The organism is Glutamicibacter arilaitensis (assembly GCF_044793945.1).
GTDB lineage: Bacteria > Actinomycetota > Actinomycetes > Actinomycetales > Micrococcaceae > Glutamicibacter > Glutamicibacter arilaitensis_B.
Genome location: NZ_CP084994.1, coordinates 3,203,579 through 3,230,026 on the forward strand (window position 1 = coordinate 3,203,579; position 26,448 = coordinate 3,230,026).

At 58.0% G+C, this 26,448-nt stretch carries 22 protein-coding genes; 11 read left to right on the forward strand and 11 right to left on the reverse strand.

The annotated features are described in order from the left end of the window. The first annotated feature begins 40 nt into the window (after window positions 1–40). Window positions 41–982, forward strand: coding sequence for an AEC family transporter (locus tag LG294_RS15055; RefSeq protein ID WP_404287107.1), 942 nt, complete (start codon window positions 41–43; stop codon window positions 980–982). 348 nt (window positions 983–1,330) lie between these two features. On the opposite strand, the gene LG294_RS15060 is transcribed toward LG294_RS15055, so the two are convergent. Then, window positions 1,331–2,275 carry a LysR family transcriptional regulator gene (locus LG294_RS15060; protein ID WP_404287109.1) on the reverse strand — a complete coding sequence of 315 codons (945 nt, stop codon included), beginning with the start codon at window positions 2,273–2,275 and terminating at the stop codon, window positions 1,331–1,333. Window positions 2,276–2,440: 165 nt separating this feature from the next. Between LG294_RS15060 and LG294_RS15065 the strand changes: the two genes are divergently transcribed. From LG294_RS15065 to LG294_RS15075, 3 genes are all read left to right on the forward strand, one after another. After that, window positions 2,441–3,703, forward strand: coding sequence for a glucarate dehydratase family protein (locus LG294_RS15065; RefSeq protein ID WP_404287111.1), 1,263 nt, complete (start codon window positions 2,441–2,443; stop codon window positions 3,701–3,703). Then, the gene (locus LG294_RS15070; RefSeq protein WP_404287113.1) at window positions 3,697–4,677 is read left to right on the forward strand and encodes an NAD(P)-dependent oxidoreductase; all 981 of its coding nucleotides are present in this window, start codon (window positions 3,697–3,699) and stop codon (window positions 4,675–4,677) included. The genes LG294_RS15065 and LG294_RS15070 overlap by 7 nt, the downstream gene beginning before the upstream one ends. A 210-nt stretch (window positions 4,678–4,887) precedes the next feature. Beyond that, window positions 4,888–6,216: an MFS transporter gene (locus tag LG294_RS15075; RefSeq protein ID WP_404287115.1), complete on the forward strand. Its 1,329-nt coding sequence runs from the start codon at window positions 4,888–4,890 to the stop codon at window positions 6,214–6,216. Between the two features lie 171 nt (window positions 6,217–6,387). On the opposite strand, the gene LG294_RS15080 is transcribed toward LG294_RS15075, so the two are convergent. Next, window positions 6,388–7,185 (reverse strand): dioxygenase, encoded by a 798-nt coding sequence (locus LG294_RS15080; RefSeq protein ID WP_404287117.1) that lies wholly within the window; start codon window positions 7,183–7,185, stop codon window positions 6,388–6,390. 169 nt (window positions 7,186–7,354) lie between these two features. Here LG294_RS15080 and LG294_RS15085 point away from each other — a divergent pair, with 169 nt between their 5' ends. Beyond that, entirely contained in the window at window positions 7,355–7,798 is a 444-nt protein-coding gene (locus LG294_RS15085; RefSeq protein ID WP_404287119.1) for a MarR family winged helix-turn-helix transcriptional regulator, read from the forward strand. A gap of 6 nt (window positions 7,799–7,804) precedes the next feature. On the opposite strand, the gene LG294_RS15090 is transcribed toward LG294_RS15085, so the two are convergent. The 3 genes from LG294_RS15090 to LG294_RS15100 form a co-directional block, all read right to left on the reverse strand. Beyond that, window positions 7,805–11,005: a DEAD/DEAH box helicase gene (locus LG294_RS15090; RefSeq protein ID WP_404287121.1), complete on the reverse strand. Its 3,201-nt coding sequence runs from the start codon at window positions 11,003–11,005 to the stop codon at window positions 7,805–7,807. Window positions 11,006–11,240: 235 nt separating this feature from the next. Then, on the reverse strand, window positions 11,241–11,948 hold the full coding sequence (locus tag LG294_RS15095; protein WP_404287123.1) for a FadR/GntR family transcriptional regulator: 708 nt from the start codon (window positions 11,946–11,948) through the stop codon (window positions 11,241–11,243). A gap of 28 nt (window positions 11,949–11,976) precedes the next feature. Then, the gene (locus tag LG294_RS15100) at window positions 11,977–13,689 is read right to left on the reverse strand and encodes an L-lactate permease (RefSeq protein ID WP_404287125.1); all 1,713 of its coding nucleotides are present in this window, start codon (window positions 13,687–13,689) and stop codon (window positions 11,977–11,979) included. Window positions 13,690–13,800: 111 nt separating this feature from the next. Here LG294_RS15100 and LG294_RS15105 point away from each other — a divergent pair, with 111 nt between their 5' ends. Genes LG294_RS15105 through LG294_RS15115 form a run of 3 tightly spaced genes read left to right on the forward strand, consistent with a single transcriptional unit; the run spans window position 13,801 to window position 16,663 of the window. Further along, window positions 13,801–14,565: a (Fe-S)-binding protein gene (locus LG294_RS15105; protein ID WP_404287127.1), complete on the forward strand. Its 765-nt coding sequence runs from the start codon at window positions 13,801–13,803 to the stop codon at window positions 14,563–14,565. Between the two features lie 17 nt (window positions 14,566–14,582). After that, window positions 14,583–16,034 (forward strand): LutB/LldF family L-lactate oxidation iron-sulfur protein, encoded by a 1,452-nt coding sequence (locus LG294_RS15110; protein WP_404291790.1) that lies wholly within the window; start codon window positions 14,583–14,585, stop codon window positions 16,032–16,034. Next, window positions 16,031–16,663, forward strand: coding sequence for a lactate utilization protein C (locus LG294_RS15115; protein WP_404287129.1), 633 nt, complete (start codon window positions 16,031–16,033; stop codon window positions 16,661–16,663). Before LG294_RS15110 ends, LG294_RS15115 begins: the two co-directional genes overlap by 4 nt. A 312-nt stretch (window positions 16,664–16,975) precedes the next feature. Here LG294_RS15115 and LG294_RS15120 read toward each other — a convergent pair whose 3' ends face one another. The 4 genes from LG294_RS15120 to LG294_RS15135 all read right to left on the reverse strand — a co-directional run bounded on the left by LG294_RS15120 (window position 16,976) and on the right by LG294_RS15135 (window position 21,669). Beyond that, the gene (locus LG294_RS15120) at window positions 16,976–17,611 is read right to left on the reverse strand and encodes a GntR family transcriptional regulator (RefSeq protein ID WP_404287131.1); all 636 of its coding nucleotides are present in this window, start codon (window positions 17,609–17,611) and stop codon (window positions 16,976–16,978) included. An 81-nt stretch (window positions 17,612–17,692) separates the two neighbouring features. Next, window positions 17,693–19,183: an FAD-dependent tricarballylate dehydrogenase TcuA gene (tcuA, locus tag LG294_RS15125; protein ID WP_404287133.1), complete on the reverse strand. Its 1,491-nt coding sequence runs from the start codon at window positions 19,181–19,183 to the stop codon at window positions 17,693–17,695. A 153-nt stretch (window positions 19,184–19,336) separates the two neighbouring features. Next, window positions 19,337–20,101, reverse strand: a complete 765-nt coding sequence (locus LG294_RS15130) for a response regulator (protein WP_404287135.1) — start codon at window positions 20,099–20,101, stop codon at window positions 19,337–19,339. Continuing rightward, the gene (locus LG294_RS15135; RefSeq protein WP_404287137.1) at window positions 20,098–21,669 is read right to left on the reverse strand and encodes an ATP-binding protein; all 1,572 of its coding nucleotides are present in this window, start codon (window positions 21,667–21,669) and stop codon (window positions 20,098–20,100) included. Before LG294_RS15135 ends, LG294_RS15130 begins: the two co-directional genes overlap by 4 nt. A 193-nt stretch (window positions 21,670–21,862) precedes the next feature. On the opposite strand from LG294_RS15135, the gene LG294_RS15140 reads away from it, so the two are divergent. Genes LG294_RS15140 through LG294_RS15150 form a run of 3 tightly spaced genes read left to right on the forward strand, consistent with a single transcriptional unit; the run spans window position 21,863 to window position 25,051 of the window. Then, a complete protein-coding gene (locus tag LG294_RS15140; RefSeq protein WP_404287139.1) occupies window positions 21,863–22,846 on the forward strand; it encodes a Bug family tripartite tricarboxylate transporter substrate binding protein in 984 nt (327 codons plus the stop codon). Beyond that, complete coding sequence (locus tag LG294_RS15145; protein ID WP_404287141.1) at window positions 22,843–23,505, forward strand: tripartite tricarboxylate transporter TctB family protein; 663 nt, start codon at window positions 22,843–22,845, stop codon at window positions 23,503–23,505. Before LG294_RS15140 ends, LG294_RS15145 begins: the two co-directional genes overlap by 4 nt. Before the next feature lies 1 nt (window position 23,506). Beyond that, entirely contained in the window at window positions 23,507–25,051 is a 1,545-nt protein-coding gene (locus LG294_RS15150; protein WP_404287143.1) for a tripartite tricarboxylate transporter permease, read from the forward strand. A 64-nt stretch (window positions 25,052–25,115) separates the two neighbouring features. On the opposite strand, the gene LG294_RS15155 is transcribed toward LG294_RS15150, so the two are convergent. Together LG294_RS15155 and LG294_RS15160 are read right to left on the reverse strand one after the other, a co-directional pair. Then, window positions 25,116–25,910 (reverse strand): IclR family transcriptional regulator, encoded by a 795-nt coding sequence (locus tag LG294_RS15155; RefSeq protein WP_404287145.1) that lies wholly within the window; start codon window positions 25,908–25,910, stop codon window positions 25,116–25,118. Window positions 25,911–26,003: 93 nt separating this feature from the next. Continuing rightward, window positions 26,004–26,288, reverse strand: coding sequence for a TetR/AcrR family transcriptional regulator (locus LG294_RS15160; RefSeq protein WP_404287147.1), 285 nt, complete (start codon window positions 26,286–26,288; stop codon window positions 26,004–26,006). Window positions 26,289–26,448: the final 160 nt, after the last annotated feature.

Here is a 26,448-nt window from a genome sequence, read left to right on the forward strand (position 1 = left end):
AGCACATTTGGCAGTGACAACTTTTTGGTGAGGAAAAAATATGCAGGGAGTAATGCAGGGATTCACCATAGTCCTGATCTTGATTGGCCTCGGGCTGGCCGTCTCGGTCTTTCTGCCGCATAAACGCGAAGCCATCTCCAAGGGGTTGACTCCCCTGATCTTCTACATCACCAACCCCGCCCTGATGTTTGTCCTGCTTTCAGACACTGACTTGCGTGCGGTCATCGGAGTCTTTGCCCCCATTGCGCTGATCACCGCGGTGTTGACCGGCGGGTTGTACGCGCTGTTGGCAAGGCTGTTATTGAAAACTCCCGGCAGTCGATTACCTGCCGCTGCAATGTCCACCAGCTATGTGAACGCGGGAAATATCGGCGTTCCCTTGGCGCTATACGCGGTGGGTAGCACCAGCCCGGTAGTCTCGGTGCTCATTGCTCAACTATTAATCATTGCGCCGGTTTATCTTTGCATCTTTGCGCTGACTTCACGCAAGAACCGTGAGGCTCAGGTCAACCAGCACTTGGGAATAACCATTCTCAAATCCATTGCCAATCCGGTCACCATTGCCACGTTCATTGGGGCAGTATTCTCCCTCTTTGGATGGAAACTTCCCGAAGTGCTGCACTCCCCCATTCAGATGTTGGGAGATGCATCGATCCCGTTGCTCCTCATGGCTTTCGGCATGGCTCTTTACGGCCAACGTCCGCTATCCGACAAGGCGTTAAGACCCGAAATCTACCTAGCCACTTTCTTCAAGGTGCTGTTCATGCCCATCCTCGCGTGGGTCGTAGCCCATCTGGTCTTCGGGTTGGAAGGTGTAGAGCTGCTCGGAGTGGTCATCATGGCCGCACTGCCCACGGCGCAAAACGTCCTGCTCTTTTCCCAGCAGTTCAAGCTCAACGTCTCCATCCCGCGAGAAGTCATCCTGACCAGTACCCTATTGACCATTCCAGTCGTGCTGCTTGCAACGTTCCTCCTTGGATAATGACCTTCACCTGTCGTCTGTGTAAGGACTTTGAGGGCCAGGTTGTGTGGCCAATCAAGATCCTTCACATCTCCGTTTGCACCTACTGGAAGTCCGCCAACCACAGGTCAGGTCCGAAGACTTCGTATTGGATATCCTTTGCGGGAATCCCCCGGGCTAACAGTGCGCTGCGCACATGTGCAGCCCATTTTTGACTTGAGGTTTGTACCACAACCATTTCGCCTATCGGGATATTTGGTTCATATTTGCACGTTTCTGGCGCAGAATATTACACCCCGTTATTCGCTGAATCTGCCATAATTACGTCCCGAACAAATAATTCCAATACAGACAATTAGTCTGTTCACTTTACGAGCGCGCTGCTTCGCTCTTCGGAATGACTGCGCCTTCCACGCTTTCCAGCGAATCTAAAAACACATCCTTGAGACGCCGTACCGCCGGATTAGTTGACGACTCATCCCACGCGAGAAAAATGTCCGAGTGATTCAAGTCCTGCAACCCATCAGGGCCAATGAGTTCTTCAAAAACGACATTGTTCGGCGCAAAATCCATAGCACTGGCCGGAACAAGTGAAACTCCCAGACCTACCGCGACAAGCGCCATCAATGCGGGAATCTGACTCGCAATCTGGGAAATTGTAGGTTTAGCACTCACCGAGTCAAAAAGCCTCAGCACCAAATCATAGAAGTATCTCGCCTCATTGGTGGAATACATCATCAGCGGCAGTCCGACCAATTCTTTGATCAGCACCCCTTTACCAGTTATCAGATGGTGGCCAACAGGTAGAGCGACCACCAATCGATCTTTCATAACCAGGCAGGTTTCCACGCCAGCCCGGTGAACTACCGGTCGCAACAGGCCAATATCGATGGTTCCCTTGCTCAGCGCGTCTAGCTGATCCACCGAGACTGCTTCGCGTAGCACCATGGTCAGATCTGGAAGTTTCTGAGCTGCCCGCGCCAGAAATTCAGGCAAAATCGATTGTCCGGCGACCGAGGTATATCCAACAACGACCGTGCCTGAATCACCGGACGATACGCGTGATACCTCGAGGCTGGTTTTTCGACTCATGTCCAAGATTCGACGTGCATTGGGGAGAAGCACTTCGCCAGCTGCGGTGAGCGCGACATTGCGCGAGGTGCGAATGAACAACTTAGCCTGGAGCTCACGCTCAAGTAATTGAATCTGCCGGCTCAGCGGAGGCTGGGTCATGTTCAGCCGTTCAGCGGCTGCACCAAAATGCAGCTCTTCGGCGACCGCGACGAAGGACTCGAGCTGAATCAGCGAGAACATCAATTCACTCCTTGAATCGTTGATTGCATTATTTAGCTTGGACAGGTATCGATCCGCACTCTTAGTGTGAGTCTAAACGGCAATGAAAACGGGAGTACAACTATGTCGCATTTTTCCTCGATCGACAGCATCGCGCCACGATCGGATAGCACCGCGAGATGCCCTGTGCGAATCACTGATATTCAGATCACCCCGGTGGCCTTCGCCGACCCTCCCCTGCTGAACTCCGTGGGAGTCCACGAACCATTTGCGCTGCGCGCTGTTGTGGTGATGCGCACCGAGGATGGGACCTATGGCCTAGGCGAAACCTACGGGGACGAGGCCCATCTGATTCGTCTACGGCGAGCTGCCAGCTTCCTCATCGGTGCAGATGTATTTAACACCAACCAAATTTCGGCCCTGGTCTCGCAATCGTTAGTGGATGACCACGGCCTTGGCGGTCACGGTACTGGTGGGATGGTCACCACGACATCTCTTGATGACCGGGTGCTTTCAGCATTTGATGTTGCCTGTTTGGATATTCAGGGAAAAATTCTCGGGGTACCGGTGAGTGCGCTGTTAGGCGGTGCGGTCCGCGAAAAGGTTGACTTCAGCGGATACCTTTTTTACAAATGGGCATCGCATCCCGGGGATGCAGCCGACTCGTGGGGTGCAGCACTGGATCCTGAAGGAATCGTTGACCAGGCACGCAAAATGGTACGGGACTATGGCTTCAAGGCCCTCAAGCTCAAGGGTGGAGTTTTTCCACCGGCGCAAGAAGTCGAGGCTATCCTCGCCTTGCGCCACGAATTTCCGCAGATGCCATTGCGCGTCGACCCAAATGGTGTGTGGAGCGTGGAAACGGCAATTCATGTGGGACACCAGTTGGAATCGGTTCTTGAATACCTGGAAGACCCCTGCCTCTCGATTGCCGACAACGCGCAAGTTCGAAAGGCCATCATGCTGCCCATTGCCACGAATATGTGCGTGGTCTCGTTTAACGATTTACCGCCGGCGATTGCGGCAGAAGCCATCGACGTGGTGTTATCGGATCATCATTTCTGGGGCGGCCTCAACAGGTCTCGGCTCTTGTCGGGGATCGCGGAAACGTTTGATCTTCGCCTTTCCATGCACTCAAATTCTCATCTGGGGATCAGCTTCGCAGCAATGATTCAGCTCGCCGCGGCGACGAAGAACATCGATTACGCCTGCGATACGCATTGGCCTTGGAAACGCCCCGACGATGATGTCATCGTTCCGGGAGTCTTGAAGATCACTGACGGTTCGGTCAATGTCCCCACCGCCCCGGGATTGGGGGTGGAACTCGATGAAGCGGCGCTGGCACGGCTGCATCAGCAATATTTGGACTGCGGAATTACCCAACGCGATGACACCAGTTATATGCAGAGCATTGCTCCATCCTTCGAGCTCAAGAGCCCTCGGTGGTAACCCCGCTACGAGTCGTCGTTACCGACCCGATCGTTTCCCGATTTGCTTCGTTGTTCAAAAATCTCGGGCCTGAGCACCACTGGCTGTTCGTCGCACACCTTTCTTCCGCCGAACAGTCACGGTTCATCTCTGAGGCGGAGGTGCTTGTCTGCGCGAGGCTCAGTGCCGAGGATGCCAAAATTTGTTCGGCAGGGCTGGTGCATGTGACAGGCTCGGGTACTGACCGGATTGCCTTAGCTCAGTTGCACGAATCGACCGTCATCGCTCGCACAGCTCATCATGAACGTTCAATTGCCGAGCATATCTTGATGGTCATCATGGCCTTTCAACGACGTCTGCTTAATGTCACCGAAGAGCTACGAGATGGTGTCTGGCGAACGGTCTCTACGGACCCTTTAATCCCTATGCACCGCACCTTCGCGGATCTCACGATTGGCTTTATTGGATTAGGCGGGATTGGCGAACAAACCTTGGAATTCACCACTGCTCTGGGTGCCAGCGCCGTTGCGGTGCGCCGCACCAAAGCAATCAATGATCACCCGAATCCACGGGTCAAGTGGGTGAAGGAACTCGGTTCATTACCGGAACTGTTAACGGTCAGCGACGTAGTGGTTCTGGGTTTGCCATTAACTGAGGAAACTCGTGGATTGATCGGAACCAAGGAATTGGATCAAATGCGCAATGATGCCCTCTTGGTCAACGTCTCGCGCGGATCAATCATCAACCGAGAAGCGCTCCACACAGCGTTGACCCAAGGCTCTATAGGTGGAGCAGCACTAGATGTGTGGTGGGACGCTCCCGTTGGCGTACAAGCACCGAAAGATGTCCAAGACTTCGCGAGCCTGCCGAACGTCATCTGCACGCCTCACTACTCAGGGCACGCAGCCCAAACCTTCGAAATGCGTGTCAGAGAAATTACCAACAATATCAATGCATTTGCCAGCGAACGACCGCTGCGCAACATCGTTGACTAGCGCTCGCACCCATCGTTCTCGGCGGGCGTCCGCACGATAGCCCGCTTCGGCACGGCGCGAGTACCTGTGGCGTGCGGGGCAGCTTGTGACTTCGCGTTTGCAAAGAAATACGGGAAGCCTAGGGCAGTCAATTTACTTAACGTTCGTTCGGAAATTCTGCACAGCAGAATCATAGAGCCTGCAAGTGTGAGACAGGGAACACTTGAACCTATGATTTCACCCATCTCTGATAGTGCCTCCGGTTTGGCTGGCGAGAACCATACGGACTCCACCCCGTCCGCCGGCCCAAAGAAGCTGTCACAGCGCAAAGCTGTTCTTGCGATTTTGACCTGCTGGCTACTGGTGGTCTTTGATGGGTACGACTTGATTGTCTACGGTACGGTTCAGTCCTCGTTGCTTGCTATGGATGATTGGGGTCTCACCCCAACGACCATGGGAACCATCGGTTCTCTGGCATTTGTGGGCATGATGATTGGGGCGCTTGGCGCCGGACGTCTCGCCGACGCACTGGGTCGACGCCGTACCATTCTGGCCTGCGCCATTATTTTCTCCACGCTTACCGTTTTGTGCGCCTTCGCGCCGAACCCTGTAGTGTTCGGGCTGCTGCGTCTGTTGTCAGGTATCGGCTTGGGTGGACTGGTTCCGTCCGCGAACGCCATGGTCGCTGAGTTGGTTCCTGACCGCTGGCGCTCCACCATGGCTACTTTGATGATGTCCGGTGTTCCTATTGGCGGATCCATCGCCGCCATCACCGGTATCTGGGTTATTCCCGCCTTCGGCTGGGAGATGATGTTCATGCTGGCCATCATTGCATTAGTTGTCGTGGTCCCCATGGGCTTCCGCTACCTTCCAGAAACTCTTTCATTCGAGCACCGCAGCGGACCAGGCTCTCGCCGCAATTCCGGTTTCGGGCAGATTTTGCGCGCCCCTTACCTTGGCGCTTCAGTCCTCTTCGCCGTGGCTTCGTTGGCTATTCTCTTTGCTTGGTATGGCCTAGGCACTTGGCTGCCTAGCCTCATGGAACAAGCAGGCTATGATTTGGGTTCCGCTTTGACCTTCGCACTGGCACTGAATCTCGGTGCGGTGGCGGGCTCCGTCGTTACCGCCTGGGCTGGAGACCGATTTGGGGCGGCCCCTTCCTCAGCAGTTGCCGCCCTCATTGCAGGCATTGCATTGGCGGTCATCATGACGACTCCCCCAGTCGCCGTCGTCTATGCGATGTTGATCCTCGCCGGTGTAGGTACTCACGGTACAGCCGCGTTGCTCATTGCCGCCGTGGCCAACCACTATCCTGAGCATTTGCGCGGCACTGCGCTTGGCTGGGCCATGGGTATGGGCCGCATTGGCGCGGTGGCGGCTCCCCAGGTCGGCGGCCTGCTCTTGGCCTCGGGGCTCGGCGTCAATTCGAACTTCCTCGTTTTCGCACTGGGTGCCGTCTTGGCGGCAGTACTCTTCGCAATCATCACTTTCCGGGTGAAACCGGTCGTGAAAGCGGTCTTGGAACCGGTTGTGGAACCCGCGGTGCACGAGGTTCACTAGCTGGAGACTCTGTCCAAGAAAACGGGTGCTCGCCTTCTTTCCGAAGGCGAGCACCCGTTTCTGCTTGGAGTGCAATACAACTGGGCCATAACAAGTTTGCGGGTGCCGCCATTCGACGGGCACCCGCTATCTTCTTTCGGTGTCCAGCTCATCACCGCAAAAAATCTGCTGTTAAGTTAGCGTCCAGGACCGCTTGGACAGTCCGTACCAGAAGCCGTCGATTGCAGTCTTCGCATCGATACCGCCAGATGCATAGGCGGCACCAAGGGATACGTACAGCGGCGCCCAGTGCTCGGAGCGCGGGTGGGCCTCGCGTGCCGCCGGGGCCTTATGCATAAAGTCGAGGATCGAGTCCACGTCCCCGCGCGCCATCGCTTCTTCGGCCCAGTGATCAAATTCGCTGGATGCGCTCGGCGGGGTGGTGTCGGCGCCCGCGGCAGGATTGAACCAGCGCAGATTGTGGGTGGTGAAACCCGAGCCGACGATGAGGGTCCCACGCTCACGCAAGGGAGCTAATGACTTACCCAGCTCAAAGAGCCCTGCCGGGTCAAGGGTCGGCATGGACATCTGCACCACCGGAATATCAGCCTCCGGGAACATTTCCTTGAGTGGCACATAAGCGCCGTGATCAAGTCCGCGAGACTCGTCGCGCTCCACGTGGTGACCATGCGTAGCGGTCAGCCGCTCAACCTCCGCGGCCAGGTCCGGAGCCATTGGCGCGTCATAACGGACGTCGTAGTACTTCTGCGGGAAGCCCCAGAAGTCATAGACCAGTTCGTTTTTCTGCTGCGTTGCGCTCAGCGTCACCGGAGCATTTTCCCAGTGTGCGGAGATCATCAGGATGTCTTTGGGTTTTTCGATGGTGCCGGACCAGTCAGCTAATTCGCTGGTCCATCGGGCATCGTCAGCCAATGGCGGTGCGCCATGGCTAAGGAAGAGGACTGGAGGGAGTTCCGCTGGCTGTGTCATATAACAAGGATACACTTAAGTTTATTGAAGCTTCAAGTAAATAGTTTTGTTTTCGCCCTCCCCTCCGGGCCGCAGAAAACACTCCGCACGCAGTGGACACGGCCGGGCAAGTGTCTTATTTACGAGCTAAAAGTCGATGACCGGGCTGGGGATACCTAGAATGGTAACTATGCACGATGAAAAGCTGCTCTCCGAGGTGGAAAAAGAGTTCACCGCCACCCTGTTGCGCGCGCGCCAAACAATCCGCGAACGCGCCAAAGAGATCCATCCGGAATTACAGGCGCCGGGCTACCGGATCCTGTCCTTCCTGGTTCACCACGATGCGCAGCAGCAAGGTGTCCTTGCCGAACATCTCGAACTGGATAAGGCCACCATTTCTCGTATGGTCAAGCAGCTTGAGACCATGGGGCTCATTACGCGTACTTCGGATCCAAACGATGGCCGGGCTCAATTAGTTTCCGTCACTGGCAAGGCCCGCGAGGCTTGGAAAGCCAGTGGAAATACCCTGCGCGCTCGACTTCACCGTCGCTTGGCCGAATGGGATGAGTCCGACGTACGGCGTTTTGCCGACCTGCTGCACCGCATGAACGAAGAACTCGAAGATACCCGTTGAGCTCGTTTATTCGAGCAGCGCCAAGAAATCTTCGGTGCCTAAAGATGTCGCCGATGCCATTTGATCCGCATCCCCCAGCACGTCGTTGAAGAGCTGAGTCTTTCTTGCCTGCAAGGCCAGAACCTTATCTTCGATGGTGTCCTTCGCAACCAACCGGTACACATACACGGGCTTATCCTGGCCGATGCGGTGCGCCCTATCAATAGCCTGAGCTTCGGCCGCCGGATTCCACCACGGATCCAGCAAAATACAGTAGTCCGCGGCGGTGAGGTTGATGCCGAATCCACCGGATTTGAGCGAAATAAAGAAGACCGGGAATTTACCGAGCCCGAAATCCTCAATGAGCTGGCGGCGCCTAGCCCCGCTGGTGCTCCCGTCTAGATAGCCGGTGTCAAAGCCGAGGCCCAGCGCAACACCGCGCGCCTTGGACAGGAACGAAGTGAACTGGCTAAAGACCAAGATCTTATGGCCTTCGGCCACCGCATCCTCCAATAGGGAATGCAGCAGTTCAAGTTTTGCGCTTGGACCGTTACCTTCATCGACAAGAGAGGGATCCAAGGCGAGCTGGCGAAGCAAAGTCAGGGACTGCAGAATCTTGAACCGGTTGGAATCAACGTCTTGAACTAGGCCCAGCACCTCTTGGCGAACACGCTGGAATCGCCGGTCGTAGGCTTTGCGGTGTGCCGGTTCCAGCTCGACATGGATGACCTGCTCGGTTTTCGCCGGGAGATCCTTGGCCACCTGTTCCTTGGTCCTGCGTAGGACAAAGGGCCGCAATCTGCTCTTCAGCCGTTGCATCCGTGAGCTATCTCCGGAAGAGATTGGCTTGGAGTAGTTGTCCTTGAAGGACTTCAGCCCACCGAGCAGGCCGGGCGCGGCCAACGAGGTCAGCGCCCAGAGTTCCAGGAGGTTGTTTTCCACCGGAGTTCCGGTGACCACAAATTTGCAAGGTATCTGTATCTGACGTACCTGCTTGTACCCCTTAGAGGCATGGTTTTTGACCATTTGAGCCTCGTCCAGGATCAATACTGAGAAACCCATCGCTTCAAAGTTTTCGAAATCCATACGGAAAATTGCGTAGCTAGTGATCACCAGCTGTGCATCGCCGGTTGCTTCGGCCACACTCGTACGGCGCTTGGTACTCGTTTCGCCCAGTGTCGTTGTGCGAAGCTGCGGCGTGAATTTGGCCGCTTCACTCGCCCAGTTGCCCACCACAGAGGTAGGTGCGACCACGAGATATCTGGCCTCCGGATCCTCAAGACGTGCCGTTTCCAAAGCCGCTAGCAGTTGAACTGTCTTACCCAGACCCATATCGTCCGCGAGCACGCCACCCAACTGATGGCGACGCAGGAAATCCAACCAGTTGAGCCCGTGTTGCTGATAATCACGCAAGGTGGCGGTGAAAGCCTCGGGGACCTGCACGCGTTCTAGGCCCTCTGCCCCGGTCAGCTTAGCCATCGAGGCTAGCCACTCGTTTTCCTGAGCTTCGATGATGCCCAGAGCCACCAATTCTTGCCACCAGTCAATGCTCAACCGGTGCATTCGCACTCCCGAGGAAGTGCTCTGCGCCAGTTCGCCAGCTTCCGCGATGAGCTGGCGCAAGGCATGGAATTCTTCGCCGTCAATGGGTACTACCCGTGCATCGTCCAGCACCAGGTACTCTTCCCCGGCGCTGAGTGCGCTGAATAGCTCGACAAAGGGAATATCCCGGTCCGCAAGCTTGATGTCGACATTCAGGTCGAACCAATCATTGCTCGATTCACCGGCCCCAATCTTCACAACGGCCGATCCCTCGACGACCCGATAATCGGGCACTGAGGTCTGCTCGTCGACGTGGACATCGGGGTGCTCACGCAACAATGGGAGGACACCAATCACGAAATCGATGCTCTCGCTGATGCCCAGATTCAGCGGCGCGAAGTTTCCCGTGCTCGACTGGACCAAGGGACCCTCGGAACCGACTTTGTCTAGTACGCTGCGTATAATCAGCCGCTCGGTATTCCGTTGGCGAACGCCTGAATCGGCATATTTCCAGGAGAAAACTCCGGTCAATTCTTTGTGCGAGTGCCGCAGTTCGAGCATCAGCATTGGCCGCGCGGGCTCCGGGAATTCGAAGCTGCCATCGGTACTGCTCAACGGCGCAACGAGACGTACCCGGGACATGAACGATTGATTGAATTCGTCTATCTGATCCGCCGGAATTTCCAACGGCCCATTACGGATGAGATCTATGAGCTCGTTGGTAATCGCCGGTTCGAAGCAGGCAAGGTGCAAGGGACCCGCCTTATCCGGCGCTCCATCGGAGTACACGGCTGCGGCCGGCGGCCTGCCCAGCGCGACCATAGATTTTGGGAATCCCTCGGGAGTCACAAGCTTAGGCTCCAGAGTCAGCCCGGTGGGATCTTCCTTGAAATCAATGAAACCCCTCGCGGTGCTTTGCGGGAAGTTGACGGGTTGCTTCGTCTTAGCGGACACGATCGCAACACCCGAATCGCGGATCTTCTTCAAACTGTGCGCCAGCTCTTCACCGGGCAGGGCGTTGAGGGTTACCCAATCGTTGCCCCAGTGATTGTAATAGTAGGCTTCACTTTGTCTGAGCATCAGACCGTGCAACTCCATCATTGCCTTGCGTTGGGTCTGATCGAAACGCTTGTCATTTTGTAGGTTCGCCCATGAGACGCCGCTTTGCACCCAGGGCGAACGGCTACCCGGTTGGGCCGGACGCACTTTGATGTCATAGGACGCTGCGTGCCGATGCTGCACATGGGCTACAGAGACCAGCAGGCCTAGCCCAACGATATCGGCCTCGGATTCCACCTTGGGCAAAAGTGCTTGCAAGGATCGTTGCCAGTGCGGAATCGGCCGCGGGCTCGATCCTTCGTGGGCTTGGAGCCCCGCGTCATCGCTGACCGTCAGTTCCTCATCGGGATTACGTGTTAGATGCAGCCCAAGTGCCGCGATGTGCTTGCAGGGCCCCGCTAATTCCTTGGCCGAACAGTTGAAGGCATAGTGGATTTTTCCATCATTCAGTTCGAGCTGGATAAACACATTCGCGTCGGCCACATCGGCATGGACACGGCTCATTCCGCCGATCTGCACCCAGCGGTACGGGTTCACCTCACCAGAAGAATGAATGAGGCTTCCCTCCATCATCGTCCGGGCAGCGAAATACCGGTTCAGCTCAGGAAAAGACAGCGTGTATTCCATGTCCACCATTCGTTGCGGCTCGGGTCCAAGGGAAACGGTACTCCAAGTCTATGGCTGGGCCGACAATATTCTTCGTACCCCAGACTCCAGCCGAAGCCCATAGGAGTTCTGCCGGGTCATTCGCTGCAACCCAGACACAACAGAGAACACATCAACAAATGCAATCGTTCATAGGGACGAGTAAGCCCGGCAGTGTTCCCACATTCGGAAAAACTACCGGGCTGGCCCTTTTGCCTTAGCGCGTCTGCGAATAGAACCAGGTGATGTGTTCTTCTAGCAACTGCGCTGCACGTTCGCGCTGATTGGTGGCGAAAGCGTGGTGAATAGCTTTGTGCTGGCGTCGGAGAACCCGCACGATCGGCTGCCAGGACTCGTCATCCGGAATCGCTTCAGAGACGTATTGGCTAATCGAGTTTCGCAAGGATTCCATCATTGTTTCCACCACCGAATTACCCGCCATAGAAGCCAGCAGCACGTGGAATTCAGCATCGATACGGTGGAAGGCTTCGCGGGAAAGCTGCGGGTCGTCCATGCGCATAATCAACACCGCGGTGCGGTCTATAACCTGCTGCGCATGCGCCGGATTTCGCGGATTCATCTGGGCAGCCCAAGTTTCCATCAAAATTCTGGATTCGACTATTTCGCGAACATTGATGCCCTTGGCTGCCAAATGCATGCGTAGAGCTTGAGAGATCCCCGCGGACGGGTTGGAGATGATGACCGCACCCGAGTTCGGACCTGAGCCCGTTGAGGTTCTCACCAGACCCAGCACATCCAGCACGCGGATGGCGTCACGAACGGAGGCTCGAGAAATCTGATGCTGCTCCGCGAGCGCACGCTCACCGGGAAGCTGGTCCCCTATGGCGAGTTTTCCGGAACGGAGGTCGGCCTCGACTGATTCAAGGACGACTTGGTACGCACGCGGGGCTGGATTTATAGACATCAAAAGACCATTCTAGCCTTGAACTAGATTACGGAAGCATCCACGACAGGATCGGCGTGGACTGCAGATAAACCAAGGTACACAGTACTAGCAACATGCCCACGGACCAGCCGGCGACCTTCTTGAGGATAACCGACTCCTGGCCTTCCATCTTCACCGCGGTAGCGGCAATCGCCAGGTTCTGTGGGGAAATGAGCTTGCCAACAACACCACCGGAGGTGTTCGCTGCGACCAACAGAGTTGGGTCGATGCCTGCGTTGACACCGGCGGTCTGCTGAAGTTTGGCAAATAGTGCGTTGGCGGAGGTATCCGAACCGGTCACGGCGGTACCGATCCAGCCCAGGATTGGGGAAAGGAATGCGAAGGCGCCACCGGCACCTGCAAGCCAGGTACCCACGGTAATGGTCTGCCCGGACAGGTTCATCACATAGGCCAAGCCGAGCACCGACAAGATGGTCAGGGCCGCATAACGCATGTTGTAGATGGTCTTGCCAACTTCTGACATGCCTTCGCCGAAGGTCATCGCGTACTTGCCGTTGCCGTTGTTGCGCGAGTATACGAATGCAACAATCACGCCGGTGATCAACAGCAGTGTGCCCGGGGAGGAGAGCCAAGAGAAGTTGTAGATAGTGGACGATACCGCTTCACCCTGTGCATCAATCACACTGCCGTGCAGTCCTGGCCAGCCGAACTTAATATCCGTGCTTGCCAGCCACGCAGGAATATCCACACCCAGCTTCCATAGTTTGGCAATACCGAAGATCACGATTACCAGCAGGTATGGGAACAAAGCCATCCAGGTGTTGTTGATGTGAAGCTTCTTGTTGTGCTCCACCGGCGCAGCAGCAGCCTCCGGGGTCAACACCCGTTGACGCGCTTCGTCAGCACCCTTTGGAGTCCAGAAGCGAAGCAGAATCACTGCGGCGGCCAAACCAACGAGCGAAGCCACAATGTCGGTCAGCTCGTAGGAGAAGTAGGTCGAGCAAAGCCACTGAGCCACACCGAAGGAAACACCGATAGCCAGAGTCGCAGGAAGGGTCTGGCGCATACCGCGCCAGCCGTCGATAACCAATACCAGAATTGACGGCACGAATAATGCCAGCAATGGCGACTGGTGGCCAACAACTGCACCGATTTCAGCGGCCGGAATGCCGGTCAGCGCGCCGGCGGTGGTAATTGGGATGGCAACTGCGCCGAAGGCAACCGGAGCCGTGTTTGCGATCAATACGGCACAGGCCGCACGCAATGGGGCCAGTCCCAGAGCCAACAGCATGGTGGCGGTAATTGCCACCGGTGCGCCGAAACCTGCCAGCGCTTCGAGCAGACCACCGAAGCAGAAAGCGATTAGTACTGCCTGGATTCGGACATCGCCACCACCGATCACGTCAAAGACGCGGCGCAGATCCTCGAAGCGACCGGACTTCACCGTCACCTGGTAGAGGAAGATGGCCATGACAACGATCCATACGATCGGGAAGGCGCCGAAGACCATACCCATCACGCCGGAGTTCAACGCCATGCCCACTGGCATGTGCCAACCGAAGATCGCGATGATGATGGCGACGGCAAGCGAGCCGAGGCCAGCTACGTGCGCTTTGGTTTTAATTACTGCCAGCAAGACGAAGAAGGTGAGAAGCGGGATCAGGGCAACAAGTGCAGAGATTGCTACACTTCCGGCAACTGGATCTGTGGAGGGTGTAAACACGGTGTGGGCGTCCTTACTCGAAGTTGGTCTGACCATACGTGGTCCGACCACTAAGAGTACAAGGTGAGGGCCATCACAACAAGTCTTGACTTATCGAAAGATCAACGCATAGTATGGTCAGACCACACTTCGAAAGAGTTATTTACCATGCGGATCGCTCTCTTTGCCACATGCATCGTGGATGCCATGTACCCCGAAACCGCCAAGTCGACCGTCAAAATTCTGGAACGCTTGGGCCATGAAGTTATTTTCCCCAAGGCTCAGGCCTGCTGTGGGCAAATGCACATCAACTCCGGCTACATGCCGGAAGCACTGCCCGTGGTGGAAAACCACATTAATGCTTTTGATACCAACGACTATGACGTCGCGGTAGCTCCTTCTGGTTCCTGCGTCGCCTCCGTCAAGCACCAGCACCCGTATCTCGCGGAACGACTCGGCAAGCCGGAGCTGAAAGAACGAGCGGTTGCGGTCGGCAAGCGCACCTACGAACTTTCACAGCTCCTGGTTGACGTGCTCGGAGTGACCAACGCCGCCGAGCAACTTGGCAGCTATTTCCCGGACACCATCACCTACCATCCCTCTTGCCACGGAATGCGTTCGCTGAAGCTTGGCGACCGCCAGCTGGACCTCCTCAAAACAGTGGGCGGCATTACCGTCGAGGAACTTCCCGAAGCCGATCAGTGCTGCGGCTTCGGTGGTACCTTCTCGTTGAAGAACGCCGACGTTTCCTCGGCAATGCTCGAAGACAAGGTGAAGAACATCTGCTCCACTGGCGCTTCGGCATGCGCCGGAGGCGACGCCTCGTGCCTGATGCACATCGGTGGCGGCCTCTCGCGCACCGGAGCCAAACCCAAAACTCTGCACCTGGCCGATATCCTGGCCAGCACCATGGAAGAGACGGTGACACTGTGACTCAGGTATTCCTCGGCATGCCAGCCGCGGGACATGGCAATCTTTTCGAGGAAGAGCCATTCCCCCAGGCCGCGCACCGCGAACTGGGCAACACCCAGATGCGCAAGAACTTGCGTCACGCTACACACACCATTCGCGACAAGCGGTTGAAAGTTGTAGGCGAACTCCCCGACTGGGAAGAGCTGCGCGACGCCGGCTCGGCCATCAAGAACAACGCGATGGCAAATATCGAAGACCTGCTGCTTCAATTCGAGAAGAATTTCAGCGCCCGTGGCGGCATCGTTCACTGGGCACGGGACGCGACAGAGGCCAATAAGATCGTCACCGAGCTGGTCAAGGAAACCGGCTCCACCGAGGTCGTCAAGGTCAAGTCCATGGCCACCCAGGAAATCGGCCTGAATGAGTACCTTGAAACGCAGGGCATCAAAGCCTTCGAAACTGACCTCGCCGAACTTATTGTCCAGCTGGGCAACGACAAGCCAAGCCATATTCTGGTTCCTGCAATTCACAAGAATCGCACCGAGGTGCGAGATATCTTCTTGAAGGAAATGCCTTCGGTTGACCCCGAACTCACCGACGACCCAGCCAAGCTGGCCGAGGCCGCCCGTTCGCACCTGCGCAAAAAGTTCCTTGCCGCCAAGGTCGCGATCTCCGGCGCGAACTTCGCCCTGGCAGATACCGGCACCCTAGGTGTCGTGGAATCCGAAGGAAACGGCCGCATGTGCCTGACCCTTCCGGAAACTCTGATTACCGTGATGGGTATCGAGAAGGTCCTGCCACAGTGGGAAGACCTCGAAGTCTTCATGCAGCTGCTTCCGCGCTCTTCCACTGGCGAGCGCATGAACCCTTACACTTCGCTGTGGACCGGAGCCAGCGCCGACGACGGACCAAAAAATGTGCATATCGTGCTGCTGGATAACGGTCGCACCCGCGCATTGTCGGACCGTTTTGGCCGCACCGCGTTGAACTGCATTCGCTGCTCGGCCTGCATGAACGTGTGCCCGGTCTATGAGCGAACCGGTGGCCACGCCTACGGTTCGACCTACCCCGGTCCGATTGGCGCGATCCTCTCGCCGCTGATGACCGGCATTGAGGCCGAGGACAACGGTTCACTGCCTTATGCCTCCTCACTGTGCGGCGCCTGCTACGACGCTTGCCCGGTGAAGATCAACATCCCCGAGATCCTCGTCCACCTGCGCGGCGAAGATGTGGATGCCAAGCGCGAGACGCATAAGATCCCAACTCAAATGGATCTGATGATGAAGGGCGGTTCTTGGGCGCTGGGTAAGGGCAAGAACCTCGGCCTGCTCGAAAAGGCGCTGCCGCTGGGCCGCCTGATGGCCGGCAAGGATAAGAAAATCAAGAAGCTTCCGGGCATCGCGGCCGGTTGGACGCAGAGCCGCGATATCCCCGCCCCGCCGAACAAGTCCTTCCGCGACTGGTGGAGCGACGAAAAGGAGTCAAAGTGAGCGCCAAAGAAGAAATCCTAGGCCGCATCCGTTCGGCGCTGTCAGATGCGCCGGTGGCCGAGGAAACTCCCCGCGAATACCGCACCTCCTCGCAGATGTCCGAGGAAGATCTCATCGAGATGCTGGTGGACCGATTGGTCGATTACAAGGCGGGCGTAGAGGTTATCGAGACCGCGCAGATCCCCGAGTTTGTCGCTGCGAAACTGAAGAACGCAAATTCTGTGGTCTACCCGCATGGGTTGGATCAGCGGTGGCTGGCTAACCTGCCGCAGGGTGTCGCCCAGATTGCCGACGCTCCAGGTGCACGGCTAACCGTTGCCGAACTGGATGCGACCAGCGCCGTGGTCACCTCCTCGCAGGTTTCCATCGCCGAGTCCGGAACCATTGTCCTTGACGGTGAGCCCAACCAAGGGCGCCGCGCAATCTCGCTGGTCCCGGATCATCACCTGTGCATCGTTCCGGTGTCCAGCATTGTGCAGCTGCTACCCGAAGCAATGCCGCGACTGACCATCACCCGCCCTTTGACGTGGATCTCTGGCCCTTCGGCCACCAGTGACATCGAGTTGGAGCGTGTGGAGGGCGTGCATGGTCCGCGCATCCTGGACGTGCTGCTGGTACGCGGGCTGTAGTCCAAACCTCGTTCAAGCCATCGTGGCCGGATCCCGTTCCTAAACTTCCAAGGGGATCCGGCCACGAGTCCATTAAGCGGCTCTGGCTTTTTGTTGCCACTGCCATTTCGTTGAGCTGCCCTGCGGGCCAAACCGAAGCATTCTTCTTTCCTGGCACCAGATCCAAGCTACGCGCCTCGGGGCAACCGGTGCCATTGCTCGACGACCGGCGAGCAGGACCCACGCCATCTGGCAGGTAGTATGCTCGCGCTATCGGCACAGAGCTTTAAACCAAAAATCCCGCTCGCGGCGGGATTCTTTGGGGTCAAAGCCTTAGAGGTGGGAGAACATCTTCAAGCGCATCGACTTGGCCGTCGACATGTGAGCGCGGATTTGCTCCTGCGCTTGGTCGGTACGGCGCTCACTAATCAGCTCAACGATGCGCTGGTGCTCATCCAAGGACTCGGTCCACCGAGATCCCACCGAGAGTGTCGAGGTCGGGGCGTGCAGTTGATGCGTTGCCAAGCGCTCCAGCAGATCTTCGAGCACCGGATTGTGCGCAGCACGCCAAAGCGCGCGATGGAACTCGATATTTGTCAGCAAACGTGTTGAGTCATCGGGATCGACCAGCGCACGATCTCGTTGCACGAGCGCTTCCAGCCTGACCAGGTCCGGCTCGGTCCGGCTCAGCGCGGCTTCCGCAGCGGCCTGGCCTTCGAGCATGATGCGCAGATCATAAACCTGCATGATCTGCTCGGGGTCGATTTCGCGCACGAATAATCCGCGGGCACGTCGTTCGAGCAGGCCCTCGTGCAGCAACCGGGTGAGCGCTTCGCGCACCGGGGTGCGCGAGACGCCGAAGCGTTCGGCCAGCGCGACCTCACGCAACGGGTCACCGGGCGCGAAGGCGCCACGCAGCAAGTCTTCCTTCAACCGCTCGTGAATCGTTTCCGAATCGATCTTCGCCATGCCCCGCCATCCTACGTTCAACACATTTAATCTGCAGTTCCCTCGCACGCGGTGCCGCGTGCGAGGGAACTGCACTTTGCCTTAGGCCAGATTACCGGCTCGGCGACCGAACACGACACCAGCTGCAAGACCCGAACCACCTGGGTAGTTGGCCGAGAATAGTCCTCCGAGCATCTCGCCGCAGACGAACAGGCCCGGTACCGGCTGGCCCTCTTCGTTCAAGGCGCGGCCTTCGGTATCGCCCTTCAGCCCACCGAAGGTGAAGGTGATGCCGCAGGTGACTGGGTAGGCGTAGAACGGACCGGTGGCCAGCGGAGTGGCCCAGTTGCTCTTGACCGGGGTGACCTTCGCGGCGCGACCGTCCAGCACGTTCGGATCGAACGGGATGCTGGTGTCGATGGCACCATTGAATTCGGTGATGGTCTTGGTCAGCGATGCCGGGTCCACATTGATCTTTGCGGCCAGCTCTTCAACAGTGTCGGCGACGATTTCAGAGATGCCTGGCATCTCGTATTCTTCACTGCGCAGCATCGGACGCAAATTCGCGTCGAAGATCTGGTAGGCGACCGAATCCGGCTGCTTCAGGATTTCACGGCCATACTTCGCATAGGTCAGATTGCGGAAGTCCGCGCCTTCGTCAAGGAAGCGCTCGCCACGGTTGTTGACGATGATTCCCAGCGGGTAGGACTGGCGGGTCAGACGGTTGGTCAGTTCGCGGTTCGATTCGTTCTTCGCGGTGAACGCGTCCCACTGCACCGAGTGGCAGGTGCTCCAATCGCCGCCCTTGGCGATGCCGATCTCCAGCCCGGCCTGGATCATCGCGCCGTGGTTGTAAGGGGTGCCGCGAACCTTTGCGTTCTCCCAGCCCTCCCCCAAGTGCTCCTTGCGCAACTCAGGGTTGGCTTCGAAGCCACCGGCGCCTAGGACGACCGACTCGGCGCGCAGTTCCTGCACGCTGCCGTCGTTCTGGCGGACCTTGACTCCCTTGACCGCTCCGTCTTCAACGATCAGCGCGAAGACATCCTGCTCGAAGCGAACCTCGGTGCCCAGTTTTTCGGCTACCGCGAGGTGGTCCTTCATCAGGCCTTCTCCGCCGTCCACGTTTCCGACATGCAGACCGCCCCAGAAGAGGAAGGTTCCGTCTTCGCGGGCGTAGGCTTGGCGCTCGTACATGAGGCGGTACTTCAGCCCCAGGGACTGCAGCCAGCGCAAGCCCGGAGCGGCTTCGGTGACCAGAACCTCGGTCAGTTCCTTGTCGTTTCGGCCCTCGGTGACTTTTGCCATGTCACCTGCGTAGTCTTCCGCGGTGTAGGGCGGAACTTCGGAGACCGGGTGACGCTCGTCGAATTCGATGAAGTCCTGCAGATCTTCCAGACCATTGTGCGCGATGCGGGTAGCACCAGCGGTGTAATAGCTGTTTCCGCCGAACTCGTCCTTCGGAGCTTTTTCCAACAGCAACACCTTGCGGCCGCGAGTGACCGCGGCGTGTGCGGCGGTAAAGGCCGCGTTGCCTCCGCCGACGACGATGACATCTGCGACGTTAGTGGTTTTTTCCTGGACTGGAGTAGTCATATCTGGTGACCTTTCGGAATTCTTGAATTCAGCGGCTCCGACCGCGTGAAGACCACGGGAGCGGAGCAGAATTCAACGTCTGAACGTTGCTTCCTAATTAGTGTATACACAAAAGAACATTAAAAACCATAAACGTGCAGAAAGTTTTTTAGGTTACCTCCAGCGGTACCTGTGCTCGGGCCTGCCGGCCGCACCATAGCGTGGCTTTAGTTCGGCGAGCTTGCGCTCCACCAAAAAATCGAGATACCGCCGAGCACTCACCCGGGAAATACCGCAAGCGTCCGCCAGCTCCTTAGCCGAAATTGCCCCGTCCTCCTTGGGCAGTGCTTCGCGCAGGGCTTGACTGACCAATGCCATCGTCGGTGCGGTAAACCCTTTGGGAAGGCTGGTTGAATCGGAAGCCGGAGCGGCCCCCGCTTCCAAATGCACCGTCGCGCCCGAAGCAGCCGGGGCTCGTCCTGTCGCAGCGGCCAGCAATCGGTCCACCTCTAGTTGGCCCAGCGCCGCCGAATTCGGTGAACGCCGACGTGCGCGTTGCGCATAGGCTTCAAGCCGAGCCCTGAAGTCCTGCACGTTGAACGGTTTGACCAGATAGTCTTCGACCCCATGCCCTACCGCCTTGCGGACCGACTCACGCTCACTGTCTGCGGTGATCATAATAATGTCCACGTCCATCTTCAGCGCGCGCACCACCTCGAGCACTTCCAAACCGGTCAGATCCGGCAGGTGGACGTCAAGCAACACCAAATCCACCTGATGCTTCTCCAGATAGGGAGCCACCGAGCTTCCACGCTCAAGCATCCCGACTACCTCGAAGCCTTCCATGGCCGCTAAGTACCTGCGGTGCAAACCTGCCACCGCAAAATCGTCATCGACCACCAGCGTCTTGATTGCTGGCGAGCTGCGTTCCTCGTTCATCGTCTCTCCTCTGGTAGCGGCCAGCCGGCTGGCCGGGTCCGCAGCGGCCACGCGGCAATAACCATAGCGCCACCGAGTGAGGAGGCTTTAAAATGCAGGACTCCTGCGCGGCGGCGCACAATGCGGTCTACCAGTGTCAAGCCGATACCTCGCTCATGCAACGGGTCCAATGCTCCACGTTTGCTGCTAAACCCGAGCTCGAGCACCTTGCTTTGCGCCGTGTCGTCGATTCCGGGCCCGGTGTCCTCAACTACCGCCCGCAGCCCCCTCCCATTGGCGTTGATCTGCACCTGCACGGTTCCACCATCACCGGCTGCTTCAATGGCATTGGAGATGAGATTTGAGATGACCGTGACGGTGTCTTCATCCGATACCCAATCGCGACCGGTATGCGAGCCCTCAAGCACGCGCAGTTCGACTCCGGCCTCGTGGGCGACCGCCAATTTGGCGCTGAGCAATGCACCCAGGGTCGGGTCCTCCAATAACTGCACTCCATCACTTTGATGCGGGCCAACAAATCTTTGGATATGCGCCTCCGCCTCATCCACTTCCCCAATGGATAAAAGTCCCGAGATCAGGTGCAGCCGGTTGGTGAATTCGTGGGCTTGGGCTCGCAAGGTATCAGTCAAACCGCGCTGGCCACGCAATTCACGCAAGGTATTTTCCAGTTCGGTACGGTCTTTGAGCGTCAACGTGCTGCCAAAGCGTTGACCGGAGACGGTGGCTTCGCGGCGGGTAGCGATCAGCACCCTCTCGCCGGAGAGCACATTTTCGGTCACGTCCCGGTCGTTGCTCGTGTTGCGCAGAAATTGCACCATGGAGGGTTCAAGAACTTCTTCGATCATTCGCCCCTCGGCATCCTCGGGCAAACCGAGCAAGCGGATCGCTTCCCGGTTGGCGAGGCTCAGCCGGCCATGCTCATCCACGCCAATCACTCCGTCACCCACCGCATAGAGCACTGCCTCGCGGGCCTGGAGCATTCCATGGACCTGGTCTGGATCCACCCCGTAGATCTTGCGGACCTTGCGCGAGGCAAAGGCTGCACCCACCGTGCCCAGAGCGCCAGCCAGCAAAATCCAGGGGGCAAAGGCGCCGACAATATCTGCGAGCTTCATCCGGGTTTTGCTCTGCAAAATGCCCACCGAAACGGTGCCCACCACGGTTCCTTGATCCCAAATGGGTTCCTTCACCCGAAGCGTCATTCCCAGGGTTCCATCTTCGATTCCGCGGAAGGACTGGCCATCGCGGACCAGTTCGTGGTTGGAGGAAACTTGCTTGCCGATCATCGCAGGATTCGGGTGCGCCAGGCGAATTCCATCCATATCGGCTACCGTCACATAGTCCACCCCGGAAACTTGTTGGGCCATCTTGGCCATCGGCGCGATGATCGTTTCCGGATGCTGCGTTTCGAAGGCATGCTGGATTTCGGTGAGCACCACAAGTTCGCGGGCCACGGTGGCGACCTCGTCGAAGGCGGCATCCTGAACCCGGCGCATTTCCACGGCCATCACGCACGCGGCGACCAGCACTAAGGTGCCAAGCACGATGCCCAGCTGCAACAACAGCATCTGGGCACGCAGCCGTTTGGCCGTGGGACGTCTACGTTGAGAAATTCGAGTTCACCGTTTTCTTTATTTTCTTTATTGCCAGTTATGACCAGAACCCCATTTTAGCTGTGCTCCACGTCACCGTCGCTGTCATTGTTGAATCTCCTCGCCGATCCGGTGAGGCACGTCACTAACAACGAGGTTACGGAGCATCGTGAGTAAACGCATAACAGGCAAGATCGCCTACGGTGCCGTAGTCGCCGTCGTCGCTGGGCTTGCCTTCACCAACGCCGCAGCCTCCGGCGGCGAATCATCGGCACGCAGCAAACTGGTCCTCATGGCACCGGCCGCCCCCGGCGGCGGCTGGGACGGGTTCTCCCGTGAAGCGCAGCAAGCTATCAAATCCATCGGATCAGTCAACAACGTTCAGGTGACCAACGTCCCTGGTGCCGGCGGCACGATCGGCCTGAGCCAGTTCGCTCAGATGACGGGCCGTCACGACATGCTGATGACTACCGGCGGGGTCATGATTGGCGCCACCGAGCTGGCAAAGAGCGAAACCACGCTCGAGGATGTGGTTCCCATCGCCCGGCTAGCTGACGATTACGCGGTGCTCGTGGTCCCCGCCAAATCCGCTATCAAAACCTTGGACGACTTCGTTGAGGTGTGGAAGAAAGATCCGGGCGGAACCTCCATTTCCGGCGGTTCGCTGGGTTCCATTGACCATCTGCTCACCGGACTGGTGGCGCAGAAGGTCGGAATTGATCCGGCAGAGACCAACTACATCGCTTATTCCGGAGGCGGCGAGGCACTGACCTCCATGCTTGCTGGAACCACCGCCGGCGGGATGTCCGGGTACAACGAGGTGGCCGACCAGATCGAGGTCGGTACCCTGCGTGCCCTGGCGATCTCCTCCCCCGAACGCCTCGAAGGCGTGGATGTCCCCACCTTCAAGGAACAGGGCGTTGACGCCGAAATGGCGAACTGGCGTGGTTTTGCCGGAGCCCCCGGCATCACCGAAGAACAAGAGCAAGAGTTCGTGGAGATCATCACCGAATTCCGCGAATCGGAACACTGGCAAAGTGCGCTGGAACGCAACAGCTGGACCGACAACTTCATGGTTGGCGATGAATTCGATCAGTTCATCGACAACGAAACAGCCGTCACCGCAGAAATTGTTAAAGGACTTGGACTATGAGCATCGTCAACGAGCAGGATACCGGTAGCTTGCCCCAGGGCAAGACACCGCCCGAGCCTGCCGCGGCTGCGCAAAGCTTCTGGGCCGGACGTAGTGAATTTATCGTCCCAGGTCTGATCCTTGCCCTCGCGGTGTTCCTCAGCTACCAGACTGCCACCATGGAAGTCATGGGCAGTTCGGTGCCCGGACCGCAATTCTTCCCCACCATCGTCTGCGTGCTGCTTTACCTCGTGGCCATCGTGCACATCGTGCAGATCATTCGCCACCCTCAGCCGGCGGACCCCACCAACGACTCTTCGAACCCTGATTTCTCCGCGGAAATGCTCGGAGATCTGGCTTCGGCCACCGACCGTGGACGCAGCAAAATTGAAGGCCGCACCCCCGACGCAAAACTTCCGCAGAATTGGAAGACCTACTCGGACTGGAAAACGGTGGGCGCCATCGTCGCCGCCGTAGCCGGTTTTGCCCTGTTGCTGAAGGTGGTCGGTTGGATCCTTTGCGCTTCGGCTCTGTTCTGGGTGGTATCCCGCGCACTGGGCAGCAAACGCGCCATCTTCGACATCAGCATCGCGCTGTTGTTCGCTTCCCTGATCCAGCTGGCGTTCAACGCCGGCCTGGGACTGAACCTGCCAGGCGGCTTCTTGGAAGGACTGCTCTAAAATGGAACAGCTGAATTTACTCTTTGAGGGCTTCCAGCATGCGCTGACGCCCATGAACCTGCTCTGGGTTCTGCTCGGTGCCATCTTGGGCACCGCCGTTGGCGTGCTGCCTGGTCTGGGTTCCTCCATGGCTGTGGCGCTCTTGCTGCCCATCACCTTTTCGCTGGACCCCACCGCGGCGTTCATCATGTTTGCCGGCGTCTACTACGGCGGACTGTTTGGCGATTCGACCTCCGGCATCTTGCTGAACACCCCGGGCAACTCCTCGGCGATCGCTTCCACCTTCGAAGGCCACCGGATGGCCCGGAACGGTTTGGCGGCCAAAGCCTTGGCCACCGCCGCGATGGGCGCGTTCATTGGCGGCCTGCTGGCCACCACCGTCGTCGTGTTCTTCGCTCCAACCTTGGTCAAGCTGGCCACCGCTTTTGGACCTGCAGAATACTTCGCGCTGGCAGTGTTCGCCTTCCTGGCGATTTCCTCCGTCGTCTCAGAGTCAATCGTCAAGGGCCTGATGTCCCTTGGGGTTGGCTTGGCGCTGGCAATGGTTGGCGTAGATGGCCCCAGCGGGACCGTGCGCTACACCCTGGACATTCCGCAGCTCTTTGATGGCATGTCCATCGTGGTCATCACCGTGGGTCTGCTGGCTCTGGGCGAGGTCCTGCACATCGCCTCCCGTATCCACCGCGATCCGGCCGCCGAACGGGTGAAGCCCAATGGCCGTCCACGTCTGCGCAAGCACGACATCAAGAAGGCTTGGCCAGCATGGTTGCGCGGCACCGCGTTTGGCTTGCCTTTTGGCATCATTCCCGCAGGTGGCTCAGAGGTTCCAACCTTCTTGGCGTACGGCACCGAAAAGCGCTTGGCTAAACGTCGTGGTGATATTGAGTTCGGCCAGATCGGCTCGATCCGCGGCGTGGCGGCTCCCGAAGCGGCGGCTAATGCCACCGCCGGCACCGCCATGGGCGCACTGCTCGCTTTGGGCCTGCCCACCAGCGCGACGGCTGCGATCATGCTTGCCGCATTCCAGCAGTACGGAATGCAGCCGGGCCCATTGCTCTTCGAACGCAGCGGTGACATGGTGTGGGCGCTGCTTGCTTCCTTGTTCATCGGCCTGGTGATCTTGCTGATCTTGAACATGCAGTTCGCGGTGCTCTGGGCCAAACTGCTGATGGTTCCGCGCCACTACCTGTACGCCGGCATCACGGTATTCTCGGTGCTGGGCGTCTACGCGATCAGCTCCTCCACCCTTGACTTGTGGGTGCTGCTGGGCATCGCCTTGATCGGCTTTGTGATGCGCCGCTACGACCTGCCGTTGGCCCCAGTGCTCATCGCTGTCATTCTTGGCCCGCTAGCCGAGACTGAACTACGCCGTGCGTTGACGGTCTCGGAAGGCGATGTGACCACGCTGGTCTCCAGCCCAACGACCATCATCCTTTACGGCATCTTGCTCGCGGCCCTGCTCTTCAGCGGTGCGAAGCACTTACACCGTCGAGCACGACAGCGCACCGGTGACAGCGAAGGGGATAAAGAACTGATCGACGCCTAGCGGTTGCTGCACTACCAATGGTTCAGACCTGGGGAGACTCCCCAGGTCCGAACCATTTTTGTGCTTAGTGCCCCGCCACGAAGTCGGCGAGCGTTGCCTCGATGTTCGTTTTGGCTTCAAAGACCGCGGCTACCAGACCCGAGTCGAAGCTCTGGCGAAAACGCACGGGTGGAATCGAAACGCTCAACCCAGCGATCACCTCACCGGCGCCATCGCGCAAGGCCACACCCAGCGCATTGGTTCCGGCTTCGGTCTGCTCAAAGTTCACCGCAAAACCAACGTTCCGCGCAGCCATGAGATCCTGTTCCAAACCGGCGAACCAACTTTCATCCAGCGGCTTTTGGGAAATCTTTGATTCCCGCACATACAACTCGCGCACCGTCGTTTCGCCCAGCTGGGCCAAGATTGCCTTGCCTGCCGAGGCCGCGTGCGCGTCCATCACCTCACCTTGGCGGTCCCCAACCCGCAATGGCCGAGAGCCCTGGACGGTGGCCAAGAACCTGACCTGCGTTCCGGCACGAACCATCAGGTTGACAGTTTCATCGATTCGGGCGGACAAGAGCTTCATCTGCGGCAAAACTCTTCGGCGCAGTTCCGCGGTCCAGGACATTCCCGCAGGAGCAACACCGAGGGCCGGTCCAGGAATGTAACGCTGAGCCGCATCTTGGGATGCAAAGCCCCGGTACACCAGCATGGCTAGCAGCCGGTGGGCGGTGGATCGAGATACCCCAAGCTCCACCGCCGCATCGCTCAATCGCAACGCACCAAAGTCGCGCAGCAATTCGATGAGTGCCAAGGCATTATCCACCGATTCAATGGGATAAGCCGGCGGCTTGCGTCGAGGATTTTTAGGCTGCATAACTTGCATTTTACGACTGAACCTTAGGGCACCGCGAAAGGGCGAGAGAAATACATCTCTCGCCCTTTTGTGAGCGTGTTGCGTTACCGCAGATCAGTCTACGAGCTGTTCACGTTGTTCTTTCGAACCGTGCAACCCAAGCAGTGCAAGTAATGCTGCCACGCGCGGGCCGCCGAGCTGAGCGCTACCGCTCCCACGAGCACCGGCCTTTGGCAGCTCCACCAGCGAACGCATCAGCTGCACCTTGGAACAAAAGTGAAGATAGAAGGTAGCGCGCGTGGCATCGGCGGCGCAGGCACACCGATCCACCGAGGTTGCGGCATAGCCGTGTTCCATCATGCACGCCAGGACGTTATCCATCAGCAGCTGGCCAGTCATCAGTCTTAGGGCCTGGCGCAGGTTGCTCGCGCATTCACTGAATCCGTCCCAGCCAAGCCTGCAAACGGGCCAACACCTGCCAGTCTGTTCCGCTAGGCAGAACTTCTTAGAGGGACTGTGCCTTGGAACACTACGCTCGGTAAGAGTTCAGCAGACGAAT

What these genes read in the sequence shown, in the direction of transcription:
- LG294_RS15055 (WP_404287107.1), top strand. Translation starts at nt 41, where the DNA reads ATGCAGGGAGTAATGCAGGGATTCACCATAGTCCTGATCTTGATTGGC.
- LG294_RS15060 (WP_404287109.1), bottom strand. Translation starts at nt 2,275, where the DNA reads ATGTTCTCGCTGATTCAGCTCGAGTCCTTCGTCGCGGTCGCCGAAGAG.
- LG294_RS15075 (WP_404287115.1), top strand. Translation starts at nt 4,888, where the DNA reads ATGATTTCACCCATCTCTGATAGTGCCTCCGGTTTGGCTGGCGAGAAC.
- LG294_RS15080 (WP_404287117.1), bottom strand. Translation starts at nt 7,185, where the DNA reads ATGACACAGCCAGCGGAACTCCCTCCAGTCCTCTTCCTTAGCCATGGC.
- LG294_RS15085 (WP_404287119.1), top strand. Translation starts at nt 7,355, where the DNA reads ATGCACGATGAAAAGCTGCTCTCCGAGGTGGAAAAAGAGTTCACCGCC.
- LG294_RS15090 (WP_404287121.1), bottom strand. Translation starts at nt 11,005, where the DNA reads ATGGAATACACGCTGTCTTTTCCTGAGCTGAACCGGTATTTCGCTGCC.
- LG294_RS15095 (WP_404287123.1), bottom strand. Translation starts at nt 11,948, where the DNA reads ATGTCTATAAATCCAGCCCCGCGTGCGTACCAAGTCGTCCTTGAATCA.
- LG294_RS15100 (WP_404287125.1), bottom strand. Translation starts at nt 13,689, where the DNA reads ATGGTCAGACCAACTTCGAGTAAGGACGCCCACACCGTGTTTACACCC.
- LG294_RS15105 (WP_404287127.1), top strand. Translation starts at nt 13,801, where the DNA reads ATGCGGATCGCTCTCTTTGCCACATGCATCGTGGATGCCATGTACCCC.
- LG294_RS15110 (WP_404291790.1), top strand. Translation starts at nt 14,583, where the DNA reads ATGCCAGCCGCGGGACATGGCAATCTTTTCGAGGAAGAGCCATTCCCC.
- LG294_RS15120 (WP_404287131.1), bottom strand. Translation starts at nt 17,611, where the DNA reads ATGGCGAAGATCGATTCGGAAACGATTCACGAGCGGTTGAAGGAAGAC.
- tcuA (WP_404287133.1), bottom strand. Translation starts at nt 19,183, where the DNA reads ATGACTACTCCAGTCCAGGAAAAAACCACTAACGTCGCAGATGTCATC.
- LG294_RS15130 (WP_404287135.1), bottom strand. Translation starts at nt 20,101, where the DNA reads ATGAACGAGGAACGCAGCTCGCCAGCAATCAAGACGCTGGTGGTCGAT.
- LG294_RS15135 (WP_404287137.1), bottom strand. Translation starts at nt 21,669, where the DNA reads ATGCTGTTGTTGCAGCTGGGCATCGTGCTTGGCACCTTAGTGCTGGTC.
- LG294_RS15145 (WP_404287141.1), top strand. Translation starts at nt 22,843, where the DNA reads ATGAGCATCGTCAACGAGCAGGATACCGGTAGCTTGCCCCAGGGCAAG.
- LG294_RS15150 (WP_404287143.1), top strand. Translation starts at nt 23,507, where the DNA reads ATGGAACAGCTGAATTTACTCTTTGAGGGCTTCCAGCATGCGCTGACG.
- LG294_RS15155 (WP_404287145.1), bottom strand. Translation starts at nt 25,910, where the DNA reads ATGCAGCCTAAAAATCCTCGACGCAAGCCGCCGGCTTATCCCATTGAA.
- LG294_RS15160 (WP_404287147.1), bottom strand. Translation starts at nt 26,288, where the DNA reads ATGACTGGCCAGCTGCTGATGGATAACGTCCTGGCGTGCATGATGGAA.